20 protein-coding genes and 1 pseudogene are annotated in these 16958 nt (G+C 66.7%); 18 read left to right on the forward strand and 3 right to left on the reverse strand.

The annotated features are described in order from the left end of the window. The first annotated feature begins 3 nt into the window (after positions 1–3). The 17 genes and pseudogenes from rpsE to ACW170_RS09900 all read left to right on the forward strand — a co-directional run bounded on the left by rpsE (position 4) and on the right by ACW170_RS09900 (position 13055). On the forward strand, positions 4–612 hold the full coding sequence (gene rpsE / locus ACW170_RS09820) for a 30S ribosomal protein S5 (protein ID WP_008262674.1): 609 nt from the start codon (positions 4–6) through the stop codon (positions 610–612). Positions 613–614: 2 nt separating this feature from the next. Beyond that, positions 615–803, forward strand: coding sequence for a 50S ribosomal protein L30 (gene rpmD, locus ACW170_RS09825; RefSeq protein ID WP_183194946.1), 189 nt, complete (start codon positions 615–617; stop codon positions 801–803). Positions 804–945: 142 nt separating this feature from the next. After that, positions 946–1539 (forward strand): 50S ribosomal protein L15, encoded by a 594-nt coding sequence (gene rplO / locus ACW170_RS09830; protein ID WP_008260404.1) that lies wholly within the window; start codon positions 946–948, stop codon positions 1537–1539. Positions 1540–1669: 130 nt separating this feature from the next. Further along, positions 1670–3049 (forward strand): preprotein translocase subunit SecY, encoded by a 1380-nt coding sequence (gene secY / locus ACW170_RS09835; RefSeq protein WP_492086522.1) that lies wholly within the window; start codon positions 1670–1672, stop codon positions 3047–3049. 48 nt (positions 3050–3097) lie between these two features. Next, positions 3098–3658 carry an adenylate kinase gene (locus ACW170_RS09840; protein ID WP_492086523.1) on the forward strand — a complete coding sequence of 187 codons (561 nt, stop codon included), beginning with the start codon at positions 3098–3100 and terminating at the stop codon, positions 3656–3658. A 30-nt stretch (positions 3659–3688) separates the two neighbouring features. Continuing rightward, positions 3689–4423: an energy transducer TonB gene (locus ACW170_RS09845; protein WP_492086524.1), complete on the forward strand. Its 735-nt coding sequence runs from the start codon at positions 3689–3691 to the stop codon at positions 4421–4423. Between the two features lie 179 nt (positions 4424–4602). Next, positions 4603–4971, forward strand: a complete 369-nt coding sequence (gene rpsM / locus ACW170_RS09850; protein ID WP_026108555.1) for a 30S ribosomal protein S13 — start codon at positions 4603–4605, stop codon at positions 4969–4971. Positions 4972–4980: 9 nt separating this feature from the next. Next, on the forward strand, positions 4981–5370 hold the full coding sequence (gene rpsK / locus ACW170_RS09855) for a 30S ribosomal protein S11 (protein ID WP_008264180.1): 390 nt from the start codon (positions 4981–4983) through the stop codon (positions 5368–5370). Positions 5371–5461: 91 nt separating this feature from the next. Then, the gene (locus ACW170_RS09860; RefSeq protein WP_267516149.1) at positions 5462–6481 is read left to right on the forward strand and encodes a DNA-directed RNA polymerase subunit alpha; all 1020 of its coding nucleotides are present in this window, start codon (positions 5462–5464) and stop codon (positions 6479–6481) included. A 110-nt stretch (positions 6482–6591) separates the two neighbouring features. After that, positions 6592–7011 (forward strand): 50S ribosomal protein L17, encoded by a 420-nt coding sequence (gene rplQ / locus ACW170_RS09865; protein ID WP_035307159.1) that lies wholly within the window; start codon positions 6592–6594, stop codon positions 7009–7011. A 94-nt stretch (positions 7012–7105) separates the two neighbouring features. Then, the gene (locus tag ACW170_RS09870) at positions 7106–7564 is read left to right on the forward strand and encodes a GNAT family N-acetyltransferase (RefSeq protein ID WP_492086525.1); all 459 of its coding nucleotides are present in this window, start codon (positions 7106–7108) and stop codon (positions 7562–7564) included. 257 nt (positions 7565–7821) lie between these two features. Continuing rightward, positions 7822–7893, forward strand: a pseudogene (locus ACW170_RS09875) (hypothetical protein); the annotation flags it as partial. 187 nt (positions 7894–8080) lie between these two features. Further along, positions 8081–8704: a LysR substrate-binding domain-containing protein gene (locus ACW170_RS09880; protein ID WP_492089165.1), complete on the forward strand. Its 624-nt coding sequence runs from the start codon at positions 8081–8083 to the stop codon at positions 8702–8704. Between the two features lie 320 nt (positions 8705–9024). Beyond that, entirely contained in the window at positions 9025–9549 is a 525-nt protein-coding gene (locus ACW170_RS09885; protein WP_492086526.1) for an EF-hand domain-containing protein, read from the forward strand. Further along, complete coding sequence (locus ACW170_RS09890) at positions 9546–10076, forward strand: DUF2271 domain-containing protein (protein ID WP_492086527.1); 531 nt, start codon at positions 9546–9548, stop codon at positions 10074–10076. The genes ACW170_RS09885 and ACW170_RS09890 overlap by 4 nt, the downstream gene beginning before the upstream one ends. A gap of 97 nt (positions 10077–10173) precedes the next feature. After that, on the forward strand, positions 10174–12276 hold the full coding sequence (locus tag ACW170_RS09895; protein ID WP_492086528.1) for a TonB-dependent receptor domain-containing protein: 2103 nt from the start codon (positions 10174–10176) through the stop codon (positions 12274–12276). Positions 12277–12332: 56 nt separating this feature from the next. After that, positions 12333–13055, forward strand: coding sequence for an energy transducer TonB (locus ACW170_RS09900; RefSeq protein ID WP_492086529.1), 723 nt, complete (start codon positions 12333–12335; stop codon positions 13053–13055). Between the two features lie 17 nt (positions 13056–13072). Here ACW170_RS09900 and ACW170_RS09905 read toward each other — a convergent pair whose 3' ends face one another. Next, positions 13073–13930 carry a DUF2705 family protein gene (locus ACW170_RS09905; RefSeq protein ID WP_492086530.1) on the reverse strand — a complete coding sequence of 286 codons (858 nt, stop codon included), beginning with the start codon at positions 13928–13930 and terminating at the stop codon, positions 13073–13075. Further along, positions 13920–14846, reverse strand: a complete 927-nt coding sequence (locus ACW170_RS09910; RefSeq protein WP_492086531.1) for an ABC transporter ATP-binding protein — start codon at positions 14844–14846, stop codon at positions 13920–13922. Before ACW170_RS09910 ends, ACW170_RS09905 begins: the two co-directional genes overlap by 11 nt. A gap of 100 nt (positions 14847–14946) precedes the next feature. Between ACW170_RS09910 and ACW170_RS09915 the strand changes: the two genes are divergently transcribed. Further along, complete coding sequence (locus tag ACW170_RS09915; protein ID WP_492086532.1) at positions 14947–16203, forward strand: alkaline phosphatase family protein; 1257 nt, start codon at positions 14947–14949, stop codon at positions 16201–16203. Between the two features lie 6 nt (positions 16204–16209). On the opposite strand, the gene ACW170_RS09920 is transcribed toward ACW170_RS09915, so the two are convergent. Beyond that, entirely contained in the window at positions 16210–16821 is a 612-nt protein-coding gene (locus ACW170_RS09920) for a TIGR02466 family protein (protein WP_492086533.1), read from the reverse strand. Between the last annotated feature and the right edge of the window lie 137 nt (positions 16822–16958).

Raw genomic sequence — 16958 nt, forward strand, 5'->3', positions numbered from 1 at the left:
AGCATGGCGCATCAACCCCAGCGCGGCGGCGGCGGCAACGATCGCAACCGTCGTGACAACCGCAACGGTCCCGCTGTCGATGGTCCGGATTCCGACATCGTCGAGAAGCTGGTCCACATCAACCGCGTCGCCGCCACCGTCAAAGGCGGTCGCCGGTTCTCGTTCGCAGCCCTGATGGTCGTCGGCGACGGCAAGGGCCGCGTCGGCTTCGGTCACGGCAAGGCGCGCGAAGTGCCGGAAGCCATCCGCAAGGCGACCGAAGAAGCCAAGAAGACGATGATCCGCGTTCCGCTGCGCGAGAACCGCACCCTGCACCACGACGGCAACGGCCGTTGGGGCGCCGGCAAGATCATGATGCGCGCCGCCCCTCCCGGGACCGGCGTCATCGCGGGCGGTCCGATGCGCGCCGTGCTCGAAACCCTCGGCGTCCAGGACGTCGTGGGCAAGTCGACCGGCTCGTCGAACCCCTACAACATGATCCGCGCGACGTTCGAAGCGCTGAAGGTCCAGTCCTCGCCCCGTCAAGTCGCGTCCAAGCGCGGCAAGAAGGTCGCGGATCTGATGGGCCGTCGCAACGACGGCGCCTCGGCGCCCGAAGCTGTGGAGTCCTAATCATGGCCGAGCAAAAGACCGTCACCGTCAAGCAGACCGGTTCGCCGATCCGCCGCAAGAACGACCAGCGCGCCACCCTGGTGGGCCTGGGTCTGAACCGCCTGGGTCGTGAATCGACCCTGGAAGACACCCCCTCGGTTCGCGGGATGATCGCCAAGGTCGCCCACCTGACCGAGATCGTCGAAAAGTAAGCCGTTTCGCCCTCTCCCGAACCCGGGGGAGGGCGTTTCTGCACTTGCGAATACCCGAGGGGCCGCCTAGAAGCGGCCCTTCATTTTTTCACCGCCGAGTCCGGACGATGTCCGGGCGCTAGCACCCGAAAGGATCAGGCATATGAAACTGAACGAAATCCGCGACAACGAAGGCGCGCACAAGAAGCGCATGCGTGTCGGCCGTGGCCCCGGTTCGGGCAAGGGCAAGACCTCGGGCCGCGGCGTCAAGGGTCAGAAGTCGCGTACCGGCGTCAGCCTGCTGGGCTTCGAAGGCGGCCAGATGCCGCTGTACATGCGTATGCCCAAGCGCGGCTTCAACAACCCGAACGCCCTGAAGCTGGCCGAAGTGAACCTGTGGCGCCTGCAAGACGCCATCGACGCCGGCAAGCTGGACGCCAAGTCGGAACTGAAGGGCGACGCCCTGGTCGCCGCCGGCGTGATCCGTCGCGTCAAGGACGGCGTGCGTCTGCTGGGCACCGGTGAAGTCAAGCAAGCCCTGAACCTGGTCGTCTGGTCGGCCACCGCCGGCGCCAAGAAGGCCATCGAAGCCGCTGGCGGCACCGTGCTGGAACAACGTATCGAAGCCGAAGCCAAGGCCGCTGCGCGCGTCGAGAAGCGCAACGCCGCCAAGGGCAAGGCTCCGGCTCCGAAGGCCCCGCGCGGCGACGAGAACAAGATCTCGGCCCGCACCAAGCGCGCCGCCGCCAAGGCCTAAGCAACGCGTCGTCGCGGCTGGACTAGGCCGTGGCCTGATTACACCTGCGACGACGAAACAACGGAAGCGGCCCTCGCATGAGGGCCGCTTTCCGCCTATCTGACGACTCAGTCAGTCGTGGGGACGCATAATGGCTTCGGCCGCAGAACAACTCGCCGCCAATATGAACATGGGCTCGTTCGCGAAAGCGACCGAGCTGCACAAGCGCCTGCTGTTCACGCTGGGCGCCTTGCTGGTTTATCGCATCGGCACCTATGTGCCGATCCCGGGCATCAATTCGCAGGCCTTCCTGCAGTTCTTCCAAGACCCGTCGGGTCAGCGCGGCATCCTGGACATGTTCAACATGTTCTCGGGCGGCGCGGTCGAGCGGATGGCCATCTTCGCGCTGAACGTCGCGCCCTACATCTCGGCGTCGATCATCGTGCAGCTGATGGGCACCGTGTATCCGCCCTGGGAGAAGCTGAAGAAGGAAGGCGGCGAGAGCGGCCGCAAGCAGCTGAACCAGTACACCCGCTATCTGACGGTGTTCCTGGCCCTGGCCCAGTCGCTGGGCATCGCCGCGGGCCTGAACGCCCAGCCGGGTCTGGTCGACAATCCGGGGATCTTCTTCCTGGTCTCGACCGTCGTGACCCTGACGGGCGGCACCATGTTCCTGATGTGGCTGGGTGAGCAGGTGACGGCGCGCGGCGTCGGCAACGGCATCTCGCTGATCATCTTCGCCGGCATCGTGGCGGTTCTGCCGTCCACCATCGCCCGGATGCTGGGCCTGGCCCAGCAGGGTCAGATGTCCGCCTTCGCCCTGTTCTTCATCGCCGTTCTGGCCGTGGCGACCGTGGTCTTCATCGTCTTCATGGAACGGGCCCAGCGTCGTCTGCTGATCCAGTATCCGAAGCGCCAGGAAGGCAACCGCATGGCCGGGGGCGAGCGTTCGTTCCTGCCGCTGAAGGTGAACACCGCCGGGGTCATCCCGCCGATCTTCGCCTCGTCGCTGCTGATGCTGCCGACCACGGTGGCCAGCCTGACCGCCAATGCGGACCTGCCCGGCTATCTGAGCTGGCTGCCGCTGGTGACGTCGCAGCTGACGCACGGCCAGCCGCTGTTCATGGCCCTGTATGCGGCCCTGATCATCTTCTTCTGCTTCTTCTACACCTCGATCACCTTCAACCCGGAGGACACGGCCGAGAACCTGCGGAAATACGGCGGCTTCCTTCCGGGCATCCGTCCGGGCAAGCGCACGGCCGAGTATCTGGACTATGTCCTGACCCGTCTGACGGTGATCGGCGCGGCCTATATCACCGCCGTCTGCCTGCTGCCCGAGTTCATGGTCGCCCAGATGGGCAACAGCCTGTACTTCGGCGGAACGTCTATCTTGATCGTGGTGTCGGTGACGATGGACACTGTGGCCCAGATCCAGTCCCAACTGCTGGCGCACCAGTACGAGGGCCTGATCAAGAAGGCCAAGCTGCGCGGTCGCGGCGGTCGTGGCGCGCCCACGCCCGTTCGTCGCTGACCCGGGCGTCGCTGAGTTGATAAGAAAAAGCCTGGGGAGGGCTTGCGCGTGAACTTGATCCTGTTCGGACCGCCGGCGGCGGGCAAGGGGACACAGGCCAAGCGGCTGGTCGAAGAGAAGGGCATGGTCCAGCTCTCGACCGGCGACATGCTGCGGGCCGCCATCGCCTCGGGCTCGGAGCTGGGGCTCAAGGTCAAGGACGTGCTGGCGCGCGGCGATTTGGTGACGGACGAGATCGTCATCGCCCTGATCGAGGACCGCCTGCCCGAGGCCGAGGCCGCCGGCGGCGCCATCTTCGACGGCTTCCCCCGCACGGTCGCGCAGGCCGAGGCCCTGGACGCCATGCTGGCCAAGCGCGGCGCCCAGATCGACGCCGTAGTGCGGCTGAAGGTCGACGACTCGGCCCTGCTGGAGCGGATCGCCAAACGCTATGCCGAACAGGGCCGTCCCGACGACAATCCCGACACCTTCGTGGTGCGGCTGGACGCCTACAACCGCAACACCGCCCCGCTGCTTCCCTATTACGAAGCCCAGGGCAAGCTGACCGAGGCGGACGGCATGGGCTCGATCGAGTCCGTCGCCAAGGCGATCGACGAAGCCCTGGCGTGACCAAACCGGACGTCGGGCGTTAGACGACCGATGCCCGACGCCGAAACCCCCAATGACAGAAGGCGCGTCCGCAAACGCTGGCGCGCCTTCGCCGTTTTCGTCGGTGTGGCCGGCGCCGAGCTGGGCCTAGCCCTCCTGCTGGGCCAGGTGAAGGGCAGGGCGCCGGAGGCCTCGGGCGCGCAGCCCCGGCCGGTCGAGGTCCTGCTCTATCAGCCGCCGCCGCCGATCTCGCTTGAGCCGCCTGCGCCGGAGACGGGCGGGGGCGCCCCGGCGGCGCCCTCGCGCATTCACACGCCCCCGCCGCCGAAACAGGTGCGCCCCGTCGAACTGCCCGCTCCGCCCAAACAGGCGCCTGAACCCGCTCCGGTCGTCGGGATCGCGCCCGCGCCATCGCCTGCGCCCGGTTTCGGCCAGGGCGGGCAGGGGAGCGGCAGCGGGTCCGGCGTGGGATCGGGATCAGGGCCGGGCGCCGGCTCGACCCGGGCGCGGGTGCTCCGCTCCCCGCCCGTGTCGGAAATCCGCGCCAACCACCCGCGTGCGGCGCGCAGCCGATACGGCAATGCGGCCCTGTCCTGTGTCGTTCGCCTGGACCAGCGGCTGGAAGACTGCCGGGTGATCAGCGAGACGCCGGCGGGTCTGGGCTTCGGCGAGGCGGCCCTGCGCCTGGTAGATCAGTTCCGCGTCCAGCCGCCGACAGAGGGCGGCCGTCCGGTGGAGGGCCAGAGGCTGGTGGTGGGAATCGACTTCGGCAATCGGCCGCGTTGACGTCCTCGCGCACACCGGGCATTCAAGTCGCAGCGGCCTTCGCTTGTCTTCGATCCACCCAGGCGTTGACGCGATGTGAATCATCTGTATAAGGGCGCCTTCCCGCGAAGGGCGCCACGCTCCTGGTTTGTTAACCGGAGCGTTTGTTGCGTCTGACTAACGCGTATCTGGAGAATTTCGTGGCCCGTATTGCTGGCGTCAACATCCCGACCAACAAGCGCGTTGAAATCGCGCTTCAGTACATCCATGGCATCGGCCCCGCCGCCGCCAAGGACATCACCGAAAAGGTCGGCATCGAGCCGGCTCGCCGGGTGAACCAGCTGACGGACGCCGAAGTCCTGTCGATCCGTGAAACCATCGACAAGGATCACACCGTCGAGGGCGACCTGCGCCGCGAGACGTCGATGAACATCAAGCGCCTGATGGACCTGGCTTGCTACCGCGGCCTGCGTCACCGTAAGGGCCTGCCGGTCCGCGGTCAGCGCACGCACACCAACGCCCGCACCCGCAAGGGTCCCGCCAAGCCGATCGCCGGCAAGAAGAAGTAAGACAGACACATGGCCAAGGAACCGGGTCGCGTAAAGAAGCGCGAGCGCAAGAACATCACCTCGGGCGTCGCCCACGTGAACGCCAGCTTCAACAACACCATGGTGACCATCACCGACGCGCAAGGAAATGCGATTTCCTGGTCGTCGGCCGGTCACATGGGCTTCAAGGGCTCGCGTAAGTCGACCCCGTATGCGGCTCAGATGGCCGCTGAAGACGCCGGCAAGAAGGCGCAGGAACACGGCGTGAAGACGCTGGAAGTGAACGTCTCGGGGCCGGGTTCCGGCCGTGAATCGGCCCTGCGCGCGCTGCAGTCGGTCGGTCTGACGATCACGACCATCCGCGACGTCACCCCGATGCCGCACAACGGTTGCCGTCCGCCCAAGCGTCGTCGCGTCTAAGCGACACCGCCTAAAGCACCCCCATCTCCGTCGGCTCCACCATGGCCTCGTCGACAAGGCCGGAGCCGACGAAACCCGTTCGAGGGACAAAATGATCGAAAGAAACTGGCAAGAGCTGATCCGTCCCGAGAAGCCGCAGATCGAGATCGGTTCCGACGCCCAGCGCAAGGCGCGCCTGGTGGCCGAACCCCTCGAGCGTGGCTTCGGCGTGACGCTCGGCAACGCGCTCCGTCGCGTTCTGCTGTCCTCGCTGCAAGGCGCGGCTGTCACCGCCATCCAGATCGACGGCGTCGTTCATGAATTCTCGTCGCTGGAAGGCGTTCGGGAAGACGTGGTCGACATCGTCCTGAACATCAAGCAACTGGCGCTGCGCATGCACGCCGAAGGCCCCAAGCGCATGACCCTGCGCGCCACGGGCCCCGGCGTCGTGACGGCCGGCCAGATCGACGTGCCGGCGGACATCGAGGTTCTGAACCCCGATCACGTCATCTGCACCCTGGACGACGGCGCGTCGGTCCGCATGGAACTGACCGTCCAGAACGGCAAGGGCTATGTGGCTGCCGAGCTGAACCGTCCGGAAGATGCGCCGATCGGCCTGATCGCCGTCGACGCCCTGTATTCGCCGGTCAAGCGCGTCGCCTATCGCGTCGAGCCGACCCGTCAGGGCCAGTCGCTGGATTACGACAAGCTGCTGCTGGAAGTCGAAACCAACGGTGCGGTCACGCCGGTTGACGCCGTGGCCTATGCCGCGCGCATCCTGCAAGACCAGCTGCAGATCTTCATCACCTTCGAAGAGCCCAAGAAGGCTGTCGAGCAGTCGGACGGCAAGCCCGACCTGCCCTTCAACCCGGCCCTGCTGAAGAAGGTGGACGAGCTGGAGCTGTCGGTCCGTTCGGCCAACTGCCTGAAGAACGACAACATCGTCTACATCGGCGACCTGATCCAGAAGACCGAGGGCGAAATGCTTCGCACCCCGAACTTCGGCCGCAAGTCGCTGAACGAGATTAAAGAAGTTCTCGCGACGATGGGCCTCAGCCTCGGCATGGACGTGCCGAACTGGCCGCCCGAAAACATCGAAGACCTGGCCAAGAAGTTCGACGACCAGATCTAAGTTCAACCCTCCGCCCGTCTCCTCTCGGGGAGAATGACGGGGCGGTTAGAAGATTACGAGCCTAGGTCTTCCTCAACGAAGATACCGGGCTCGGAGTAGGAGAGACCCAGATGCGCCACGGCGCCGCCCATCGTAAACTCGGTCGCACGACCAGCCACCGCACCGCCATGTTCGCGAACATGGCCGCCTCGCTGATCAAGCACGAGCAAATCACCACGACCCTGCCCAAGGCGAAGGAACTGCGTCCCTTCGTCGAGAAGCTGGTCACCCTGGCCAAGAAGGGCGATCTGCACGCGCGTCGTCAGGCCATCAGCCAGGTTCGCGACGTGCCGCAGGTCGGCAAGCTGTTCGAAACGCTCGGCCCGCGCTACAGCGAGCGTAACGGCGGCTATATCCGCATCATGAAGGCGGGCTTCCGCCACGGCGACAACGCCCCGATGGCCGTGATCGAGTTCGTCGATCGCGACGTCGAAGCCAAGGGCAAGGACTCCGGTCCGGTCCTGGCCTTCGAAGGCGACGACGAGGCTTAAGCCTCGCGTCTCTGACGAGACTGATGTTCGAAAGGGCGGCCGGAGCGATCCGGCCGCCCTTTTGCTTTGACCGGACATGGGGCAAGAGGCGGGAATGACCGTCGCCATCGTCGAATACCGCCCCGACCACGCCGCCGCCTGGGCGCGGCTGAACGAGGCCTGGCTGGCCGAGGGTGGATTCGCCGTCGAGGCCAAGGACCGGCGGTCCATCGACGATCCGCACGGGGTCTTCATCGCCGGCGGCGGCCGGATCTTCATTGTGGAACGGGACGGGGAGGCGGTCGGCTGCTGCGCCCTGATCCGTATTGCCGACGGCTTCGAAGTGTCGAAGATGACGGTGACGCCCGCCGTGCGCGGTCTGGGCCTGGCGCGGCGTCTGCTGGAGGCCTGCGAGGCGGCGGCCCGCGCGGCGGGCGCGACCCTGCTGTATCTGGAGACCAACAGCGCGCTGAAGCCGGCGATCGCCCTGTACGAGAGCTTCGGCTTCATACACCTGCCGCCCCGCCCGACCCCCTACGCCCGCGCCGACGTCTTCATGGAGAAGCGGCTCTAGCCCGAGAAGGCCTCGCCCAGGGCCAGGATCCATATGAGCAAAACGCACAGGCCGTAGGCGATTTTGTCCAGGCGGGTGCGTCGGGGCGGGCGCGGCGGCGGGTCGAGCTGAGGCATGACCAGTTTGGAGCCGATTTCCCTGGACGCCGAAATCGATTAAGCGGGCAGGGGTCTGTGAGGGGAAGTCACATGAAGCCCGCCGCGCCGCCGCCGCTGAACGCCCTGCGCACCTTCGAAGCCTTCGCCCGCCACGGCAGTATGACTCGCGCCGCCGCCGAGCTTTGCGTGACCCATGGCGCGGTCAGTCGCCAGATCGCGGCCCTGCAGGCGTCCCTGGGCGTGGTGCTGGTGTCCGGCCCCCGCCACGCTCTGGTCCTGACCGAGGCGGGGGTGCAGTTGGCCGAGCGGCTGACCCCCGGCCTTCGGCGCGATATCCGACGCGGTCCAGTCCACCCGCCACGGCGCCGCGCGAGAGATCGAGATTTCGTGCCTGGGCACCTTCGCGCTGAAATGGCTGATTCCCCGCCTGCCGGATTTTCTCGAGGCCCATCCCGAGGTTCGGGTGCGGCTGTCGGAATCCTATTCGCCGGTCGATTATCGGCGGGATCGATTCGACGGGGCGATCCGCATCATCGAGCCGGACGAGGTTCATCCGCGCGCTCAGGCGACACGCTTTCTACCCCAGCATCAGGGGCCGGTCGGGGCGCCGGATCTGATGGCGCAGTTTGCGACCCTGGCGGCGGTGGCCGGCGCTCCACGCCTGCGATCCGCCACCTTCCGCCGGGCCTGGCCGGCCTGGGCCGCGCTGGTGGGGCTGGACCTGCCGCCGGCTAAGGTGGAGCGCGAGTTCGCGCATAATCACTCGATGGTCGAGGCCGCCGTCTCCGGCATGGGCGTGGCCATTGCGCCTTGGGCCTTCGTGGCGCCGGACGTGACGGCGGGTCGTCTGGCCGCGCCCTTCGGCTTTGTCGAACGTCCGTCCTGGTTCGCCTTCCTGCGCCCGGAGGGACGCCGGGATCCCGCCGTGGACGCCTTCCGGGATTGGCTGGTGGAGCAGGGGGAAATCAGTCCCCCGCCGCCGGGGGATGCCTCTGGTCGTCTGAGCGAAGACGCCGGCCAGCGCGCCAAATTTCTGGAGTGAAGTCCAAGACGTTCAATGCCTTGGCTCCGTGGTTCCTCTTCTTCTCAGCACGCTCGCGACAGGGCCCATACTGGGCGTGTGATGAATGCGCCCGTCTGCGTCCTAGGGAGAATGTACGAAAATAGACTCCAAAAAATTGGGGTGGATTGAGTCTATTCCCACCAAGGTTCCCGCGCGCCGTATCGCGACCGAAATGGGTTGCAATTGAGAGTCGTTCGCGGCAATTGGGCGCCCACGGTCAAGGTTTCGCGGATGTCGCGCCGCCCTGGTCGCGCCGCAGCGCTCCCCGCGCGGCAGTTTCCAGATCTGGAGTTCATCCCGTGCGCAGTCGCCATCCCCTTGTCGCCGCCCTTGTGATCAGCCTGGCCCTGCCGGCTTCCGCCGCCCTGGCTCAGGCGGCCAGCGGCCCGATCCGCCCCGCAGGCGGCCATAGCCGCTCGGCCTTCATCCAGGGCTATGACGCCGATCGCGACGGCCGTGTGGCCCGGGCCGAGTACGACGCCCTGCGCGAGGCCCGCTTCAAGGCCGCCGACGCCGATGGCAACGGCGTCCTGACCGAGGAGGAGTATGTGGCGGAATACGCAGGCCGCTTGCGGTCCCAATACGCCGCCGCCTCGCGCCCCTCGGACGAGATGTTCGAACGCCAACTGAAGCAGGCGGTCGTGCGCTTCTCGGTCATCGACCGTGATCGCGACGGCCTGCTGACCGTCGAAGAGAACCAGGCCGTGGCCCTGCGCACCTTCGAGGAGCATGACACCGACCATGACGGCGTGGTGTCGCCTGAGGATCCCGAGCCCAAGCCCGAGACCGATGGGGACGCCGCACCCGCCGCGCCCCGGTCATGACCAGGGTTTCGCTCGGCGTCGGGGCGGCGGTCGCCGTCCTCGCCGCGACCGGCGCGTCTGCGGCGGACCTCAGCGTCGAACTGGATGTGCCGACCCAGACCTCGGCCGCCTATCACAAGCCCTACGTCGCCCTGTGGATCGAGCGCGCCGACGGCGCCCCGGTCGGGACCTTGTCCGTCTGGTACGATGTCCGCGTCCGGCATGGCAACGGCACCGTCTGGCTGCGGAACCTGCGCAGCTGGTGGCGCAGCGGGGGGCAGTCCCTGACCCTGCCGGCGGACGGCGTCAGTGGCGCGACCCGCGCGCCGGGCAGACAGACCCTGCGTTTCAAGGGCGACCAGGGCGTTCTCGCGGGACTGCCTGACGGCGACTATCAGCTGGTCGTCGAGGCGGCGCGAGAGCAGGGCGGCCGCGACGTGATCCGGGCGCCGTTCCAGTGGCGGAGCAGGGCGCGTGCGGCTCCAACTGAAACGCGGGCCGCCGGCTCGAGCGAACTCGGCGCCCTGACGGTCGCCGTTCTCCGATGACCTGAGCTGGCCGCTGCTCAAGGCCCTATTCTACTCAACAAATGCAAATGCGACGCAAAACTAGTCGGTGCAACCGGCAACTGAAGGACCAACTTCGATGACCTCTCCTCTCGCCAACTCCCTGAACCGCCGGCTGCTGGGGGCCTCCGCCATGGCGCTGGTCCTGTCCCTCTCCGGTCAGGCCTTCGCCCAGACGACGCCGCAAACCGATGACGCCGACGCCGCGACCCAGCTGTCCCTGGGCAAGATCGTGGTCTCGGCCGGCGTCGAGAAGATCGCGACCGACACGCCTCAGGCGGTCACCGTGCTGAACCAGGACGATATCGACGATACCCAGGCCTCGACCATCGGCGACCTGCTGGACGATGTTCCCGGCGTCTATACCGCCGGCGGCGCCAGCAATCTGGGCCAGACTTTCAACATCCGCGGCATGACCAGCAACCGGGGCGAGGTCCTGATGCTGGTAGACGGGGTCGAGAACTATTTCGAGGGCTACCGCATGGGCGCCTTCTTCTCGGAGCCCGAACTTTACAAGCGGGTGGAAGTGCTGCGCGGTCCCAGTTCCTCGACCCTCTACGGCTCGGGTGCCCTGGCCGGGGTGATCAACTTTACGACCAAGGACGCGTCGGACTTCCTGAAAGGCGACGACACTTTCGCGCTTCGGACGCGGTTCGGTTATGAGTCGAACGGGGATGGGAAGCTGGGCTCCATCATCATGGCGACCCGTCCGACGGAGAACCTGGACCTGCTGATCGCCCTGAACGGCCGCACCAGCGACGACTACAAGGACGGCAACGGCGACGTCGTTACGCCTTCGGACGCCAGCGCCAACTCCGTCCTGGCCAAGGCGCGCTACTATATCGGCGGCGATCGCAAGCACAGCGTCTGGGCTTCGGCTCAGGTGTGGGAGACCGACAGCTATCAGCTGTATGACCAGATCACCGGCTTTACGGCATTTGGCACGGTGCGCCGCCGCACTCGGGACGAGGCCTTTGTGCTGGGTTACGACAACGGCTTCGAGGGCAATGATCTGCTGGACCTGAAGGCGCAGGTCTCCGTCTCGGAAACTCTGACGGATCAGGACGGCATCGCCCTCGCAAGCAGCCTCGGCTATGCGTCGGAATACAGCTATTCGACCGTTCAGGCCCGACTGGAGAACACCTCCAAATTCACCCTGTCGCCGGATTGGAACGCCTTCGTCAGCGCCGGTCTGCAATACTACAGCCAGGAACGTCGCAACCCCCGCTACAGGGCGGACGGCAGCCCGCTGAGCAATGGGGCGACCACCCACCCGGAAGGCGACACCACCCGGTACGGCGGCTTCGTCCAGGCCGAGATTCTGTGGCGCGACAAGCTGGTGATCACGCCCGGCCTGCGGATCGACCATACCGAACTGAGCCCCGGCGCCGGCGTCGTGATCGGCGGCGGATCGACCGCCGTGCCGGAGGAGGCGACCAACACCGGCTATTCGCCCAAGCTGGCCGTGCTCTATAGTCTGACCGACTATCTGAACGTCTTCGGCTCGGTGGCCCATACCGAGCGGATGCCGATCCTCGACGAGGTCTACAGCCGCTCGGGAACCGCTCCGGTCAACCTGAACCTGGATCCGGAGAAGTCGGACAACTATGAGCTGGGGGCCTCGCTGACCTTGCGCGGTCTGGCCACCTCGTCGGACCGCCTGAACGCCAAGCTGACGGCCTTCAACAACACAGTGGAGAACCTGATCACCTCGGCCTCGGCCACTTCGGGCTATTTCATCAATGTCGGCGAGGCCAAGTACGAAGGCTTCGAGGTCGAGGCCGAGTATGCGACGCGCAGCCTGTTCGGCCGGGCGTCCTACGCCACGGTGGACGCCACCAACGAGACGACCGGCGTCCTGCTCAACACCCGTCCTGCGGACGAACTGAACCTGAACCTGGGCTATGTTCTGAACAGCCTGGATCTGACGGTCGGCTGGCGCGGAGAGTTCGTCAGCGGGATCAAGAACTACAACGCCACCACCGGCGCTGTGTCCTCGACGGTGGACAGCTACAATGTCCACGACCTCTATGCGACCTGGCGGCCGCGCAGCGGCAGCCTGGCGGGCCTGGATGTTCGTTTCTCGGTCGACAACGTGCTGGACGACTATGTGAAGAACAATCTGGCCTCGTTCGCGGGTCAGGGGCGCAGCTTCAAGCTGAGCCTCGGCAAGACCTTCTGACGCCAGTGGTCCTGTCGCGAAAAGGGCGTCTGGGCGCCCTTACGGCCTCCGTTCTGTTGAACGGAGGCCTGCTGCTGGCCGCTGTCAGCCAGCCGATGGAGCGAAGCCTGGTCATCGAGCCCCAGGCCATGGTCGTTGAGCTGATCGGGCCGGAGCACGGGATCGCCGTGCCGGACAGCCTGAAGTCCGATACGCCCAAGGATCAACCGACCAAGACGGCGGCGTCGGCTCCCCCGACGCCGCCGACGCCTGTACCCACGCGCCTCAGTCCTGTTCCGGCGGCCGACCCCATCGTGTTTAGGCCGCAGGAGGTCACGACGGCGGCGTCGCCGACGCCAGCGCGTCCCATCGCCGCCGAGAGCGCGCCTCCGCCGCCGTCGGCGGGACGCTCAGCCGACGCTCCGCCCAGTGCGGTCGTCGCGCCGCCGTCCAAGCCCGCCTCGCCTGCTGGCGGAACCGTGAACGCCCCCGTATCGCTGAGCGGCGCTCAAGGCGACGCCTATGGCGCCCGCGTCCGCGCCCATTTGGAGGCGCACAAGATCTACCCGCGCGGCGCGAAGCGGCTGCGCCAGACGGGCGTGGTCACGGTGCGGTTCGTGATTGATCGGGAGGGGCGGGTGATCTCGTCCCGTATCGTTTCGCCGTCGGGCGTACTTGCCCTGGATGAGGAGGCGATAGACATGCTGGCGCGAGCCAGCCCGGTGCCGCGTCCCCCGGCGGGCGTGCCTGGGGCGCGGATCGAGATGCGGACGCCGGTCGAGTTCTCGCTGGAGAACTGACCGGCGTCTGCAGACGACTATTCCTTGGACAAATCCTGGCGCTGGAACCAGGCGATCGCCGCCGCGACCGGCACGACGCACCACAGGACCAAGCTGGTGATCGCCTTGGTGACCACGCCCTCCGGCAAGGGCATGGGGCCGGGAGAAACCGCCGCCTTCAGCGTGTCATAGGCCAGTCCTGGCAAAAGCAGCTGGGAGGCCCAGTCTGCAGGCGACCAGCCTATAATGGGCATCAGCGGTCCTCCAAGGATCGTCTGGGCGAATCCCAGGGCCCAGGGCACGAACAGGGCCGCGAGCAGGGACCGGCTGACCACCGCCGCCAGAAGCGCGATGAGGCCGTACTGGACGATGCGGATATAGGACAGCAGCCAAGTCAGCAGAAACTCGACCAGTTTGAAGTCGGTCAGGTCGAAGCTCATCGGCCGGCCGGTCACCAGGGCCTGGGAGATGAAGTAGATGAAGGCCGCGACCAAGGTCGTCAGCATGGCGATCATGGCCAGGGCCTTCATCACGCCGATCTTGCCCATGATCAGCCAGGGACGCGCGTTGCGGGCGCTGATCAGTCGCCAGGTCTCCCAGCGATAGTCGCCGGCATAGACCGCCGCCGCCGCCAGCAACATGAAGACCAGCAGCACGCCGTTGGCGCCGTTGCCGGCCGCAAAGCCGAAGGCCTCGGCCAGATTGACCGGCTGATTCCCCAGCTCGGCCGGCAGATTGGCCTTGGCCGCCAGGGCGTCGCCCTTGGCCTTGGTCATAAGCAGATAGATCAAGCCGCCGACGATTATGAGAAGGGGCGTCAGCAGGACGCTGCAGAAGATCGCGGTCCGGTTCCGCGAGACGCGATAGGCCTCGGATTTCAGCGCATCAACCAGCATGGTCGGCCCCCTTCGCAGGCGTGCCCTGCACGCCGGTCCAGCCGGTCTCGCTCATGAAGACGTCTTCCAGGTCGGCGCCGATCCAGCGGGCTTCTTCGATATCCACGCCAGCCTCGACGAGGGCGCGGATCGTCGCCGCCGCCTCTGTGCGCGGCACGGCGGCGACCAGGGCGTCGCCGTCCAAGGTCGCACGGTCGCCCAGCACCCCCATGGCCTTGGCCAGGGGCGTGACCGACAGGCGCAGGCGTTCGCCCGAGGCGGTCAGGTCCGAGACCCGCCCTTCGGTGATCACCTTGCCCTTGTTGAAGATGGCGACGCGGTCGCAGACGCGCTCGACCTCTTGCAGTTGGTGGCTGGCCAGGATGACGGTGACGCCGTCATCGTCGGCCAGGCTGCGGATCAGGGCGCGCATCTCCTGAATGCCGGGCGGATCCATGCCGCTGGTCGGTTCATCCAGAATGACCAGATCCGGCTTGGTCATTAGGGCGGCGGCAACGCCCAGACGTTGCAGCATGCCGACCGAGAAGCCGCGAACCCGACGGTCCGCCGCCTCGGTCAGGCCCACCCTCTTCAGCCAGGCCTCGATGTCCGCAGTCGCCACGCCGCCGTGGGCGTGGCCCAGCCAGACCAGCACCTGCCGCGCGGTCATGAAGGGCGGGAAGCGCGGCGTCTCGATCATCGAGCCCATCCGCCGCGTCGCCGCCGGATCGCCGATCCGGCCGCCCATGACCGTGGCCTCGCCCTCGGTCGGGCGGATAAGGCCCAGCAGGGTGCGGAACAGGGTCGATTTGCCGGCGCCGTTGGGGCCCAGGATGCCATAGACCCCTCCGCGCGGGATCGACAGGGTCAGGCCGTCCAGGGCCTTCACCGTGCCATAGGTCTTGGTGAGGCCGCGGATCTCGATAACGGTTTCCATGGGCGCAAGCTTGGCGTGAGAACGGTGTTCCCACAAGGCGTCGCGGGGTTGTCGCGGATTAAGTTTACGCAATGATTCCATGTCGCTTCGGAGTTCGCTCATGTCCCGCTTCCTGGTTTCCAGCCTGATCCTCGCCGCCGCACTGGCGGTTGCGTCCTGTGCGGGCGTGCGGGTCTCCACCCCGCCCGCCACACAGTCCATGGTTGTCGCGCCGGTTTCGCCTGAGGACGGGCGGCCGGAGCAGGTGATTCTGATTTCGATCGACGGCTTCCGTCCCGACTATCTGGGTCAGGGCGCGACGCCGGTCATGGACGGTCTGGTCGCGGACGGCGCGTTCGGTCCGATGCGCCCCTCTTTCCCGAGCGTGACCTTCCCCAATCACTACACCGTGGTGACGGGGCTGCACCCGGACCATCATGGAATCGTCGGCAATCGGTTCACCGACTCTCGACTGGGCGTCTTCACCATGGCCAGCAAGGAGAGCGGCTTCTGGGATCAGGCCGAACCCATCTGGGTTTCGGCCGAGAAGGCGGGCGTACGAACCGGGACCCTGTTCTGGCCCGGCTCGGAGGTGGAAATTGCTGGTGTCCGCCCCAGCCGCTGGCTGCCATTCGACCAGTCCATGTCAGGCGACGCCCGCGTGGATCGGGTCTTGGCTTGGCTGGACCTTCCGGCCGACCAGCGACCGAAGTTCGAGACCCTCTATTTCGACATCGTCGATACGGCCGGCCATCGGCACGGCCCTGCTGCGCCTGAAACGCGCGCCGCTGTCGCGGCAGTGGACGCGTCCCTGGGCCGACTGGTCGAGGGGCTGAAGGCGAAGGGCCTGTATGAGCGCACCCTGCTGGTTCTGGTTTCCGATCACGGCATGGCCGCTACCTCGCCTGACCGGGTGGTGTGGATCGACGACATCATCGACCCGAAGGCGCTGCAGATCGGCTATGGCGGCGCCGTCCTGACCGCAGATCCCGCGCCGGGCCGAGAGGCCGAGGTGCAGCAGAAGCTGATCGGCCGTCATCCGCACATGGAGTGCTGGAACAAGGCCGACGTCCCCGCTCGCCTGGTCTATGGCTCGAACCCCCGCGTCGCCCAGATCGTCTGCCTGGTCGAGACCGGCTGGTTGACGGCCACCCGCGACCGGCCCGTCACACGGCCCGGCGGCGCCCACGGCTATGATAACCAGGCGCCCGAGATGCAGGCCCTGTTCATCGCCCATGGACCCGGCGTCGTCCGCGGGCGCCGGCTGAGCGACCTCGACAGCGTGGATGTTCAGCCCTTCCTGGCCCGCATGTTGGGGATCGCTGCGCCGGAGGGCGACGGCCGGCCGGAGGACACGCTGCCGATCACCGCGCCTTGAGGCGGTTCAGGCATAGTTGAAGCTGATCGAGATGCGGTCCGACTTGGCCTGATTGGTCGGCACCTCGTGCCGTAGCCAGCTTTCCCACATCAGGATCGTGCCGGCCTGGGGCCTTAGATAGACGAAGGGGCGTTCGGCCTCGGGGGCGTCATCGGTGACGCCGGGGCGGGCCATCATAAAGGGCAGGCGAGGGTCTTCCAGTTTCAGCGACGAGGCGCCGTCGGGCACGTCGATATAGACGGTGCCCGACAGATAGGCGTGGGGATGGATATGGCCGGTGTGGCCGCCGCCGGGCTTGAGGATATTGACCCAGAGATTGTCCAGACGCGGCTTGCGCGCCAGGTCGAAGTTCAGGGCCTGGGCATAGGCCAGGGCGTGACGGTCCAGGTGACGCTTCAGATCGGCGAACTCGGGGAAGCGCTGGGGCAGGTCGTTCAGCGAGGCGTAGGAGGTGTAGCCGCGATAGGCGTTGTCGCGACACCAGCGGCGGCCGGCCGCGTCCTCTTCCGCCATCATGCGGACGACGTCGATCAACTGTTCATTGAGGTCGGTCCAGCCTCGGCTGTCGGCGAGGGTGGCCTCATAGACCTGGGTGATGAAGAGGGGGCGCAGTGACATCAGAGGGGCTTAGAGCTTGTGGAGCCGGCTGAAAACTCTCCCTCCCCATTTTGGGAAGGGGTGATCGCGGAGCGATCGGGGTGGGGCCCGAAACGGTGTGAGCGAAATGGCCATGACCGCCCCACCCGGGCTCCGCT

The organism is Brevundimonas sp. FV2ps16, from assembly GCF_058681075.1.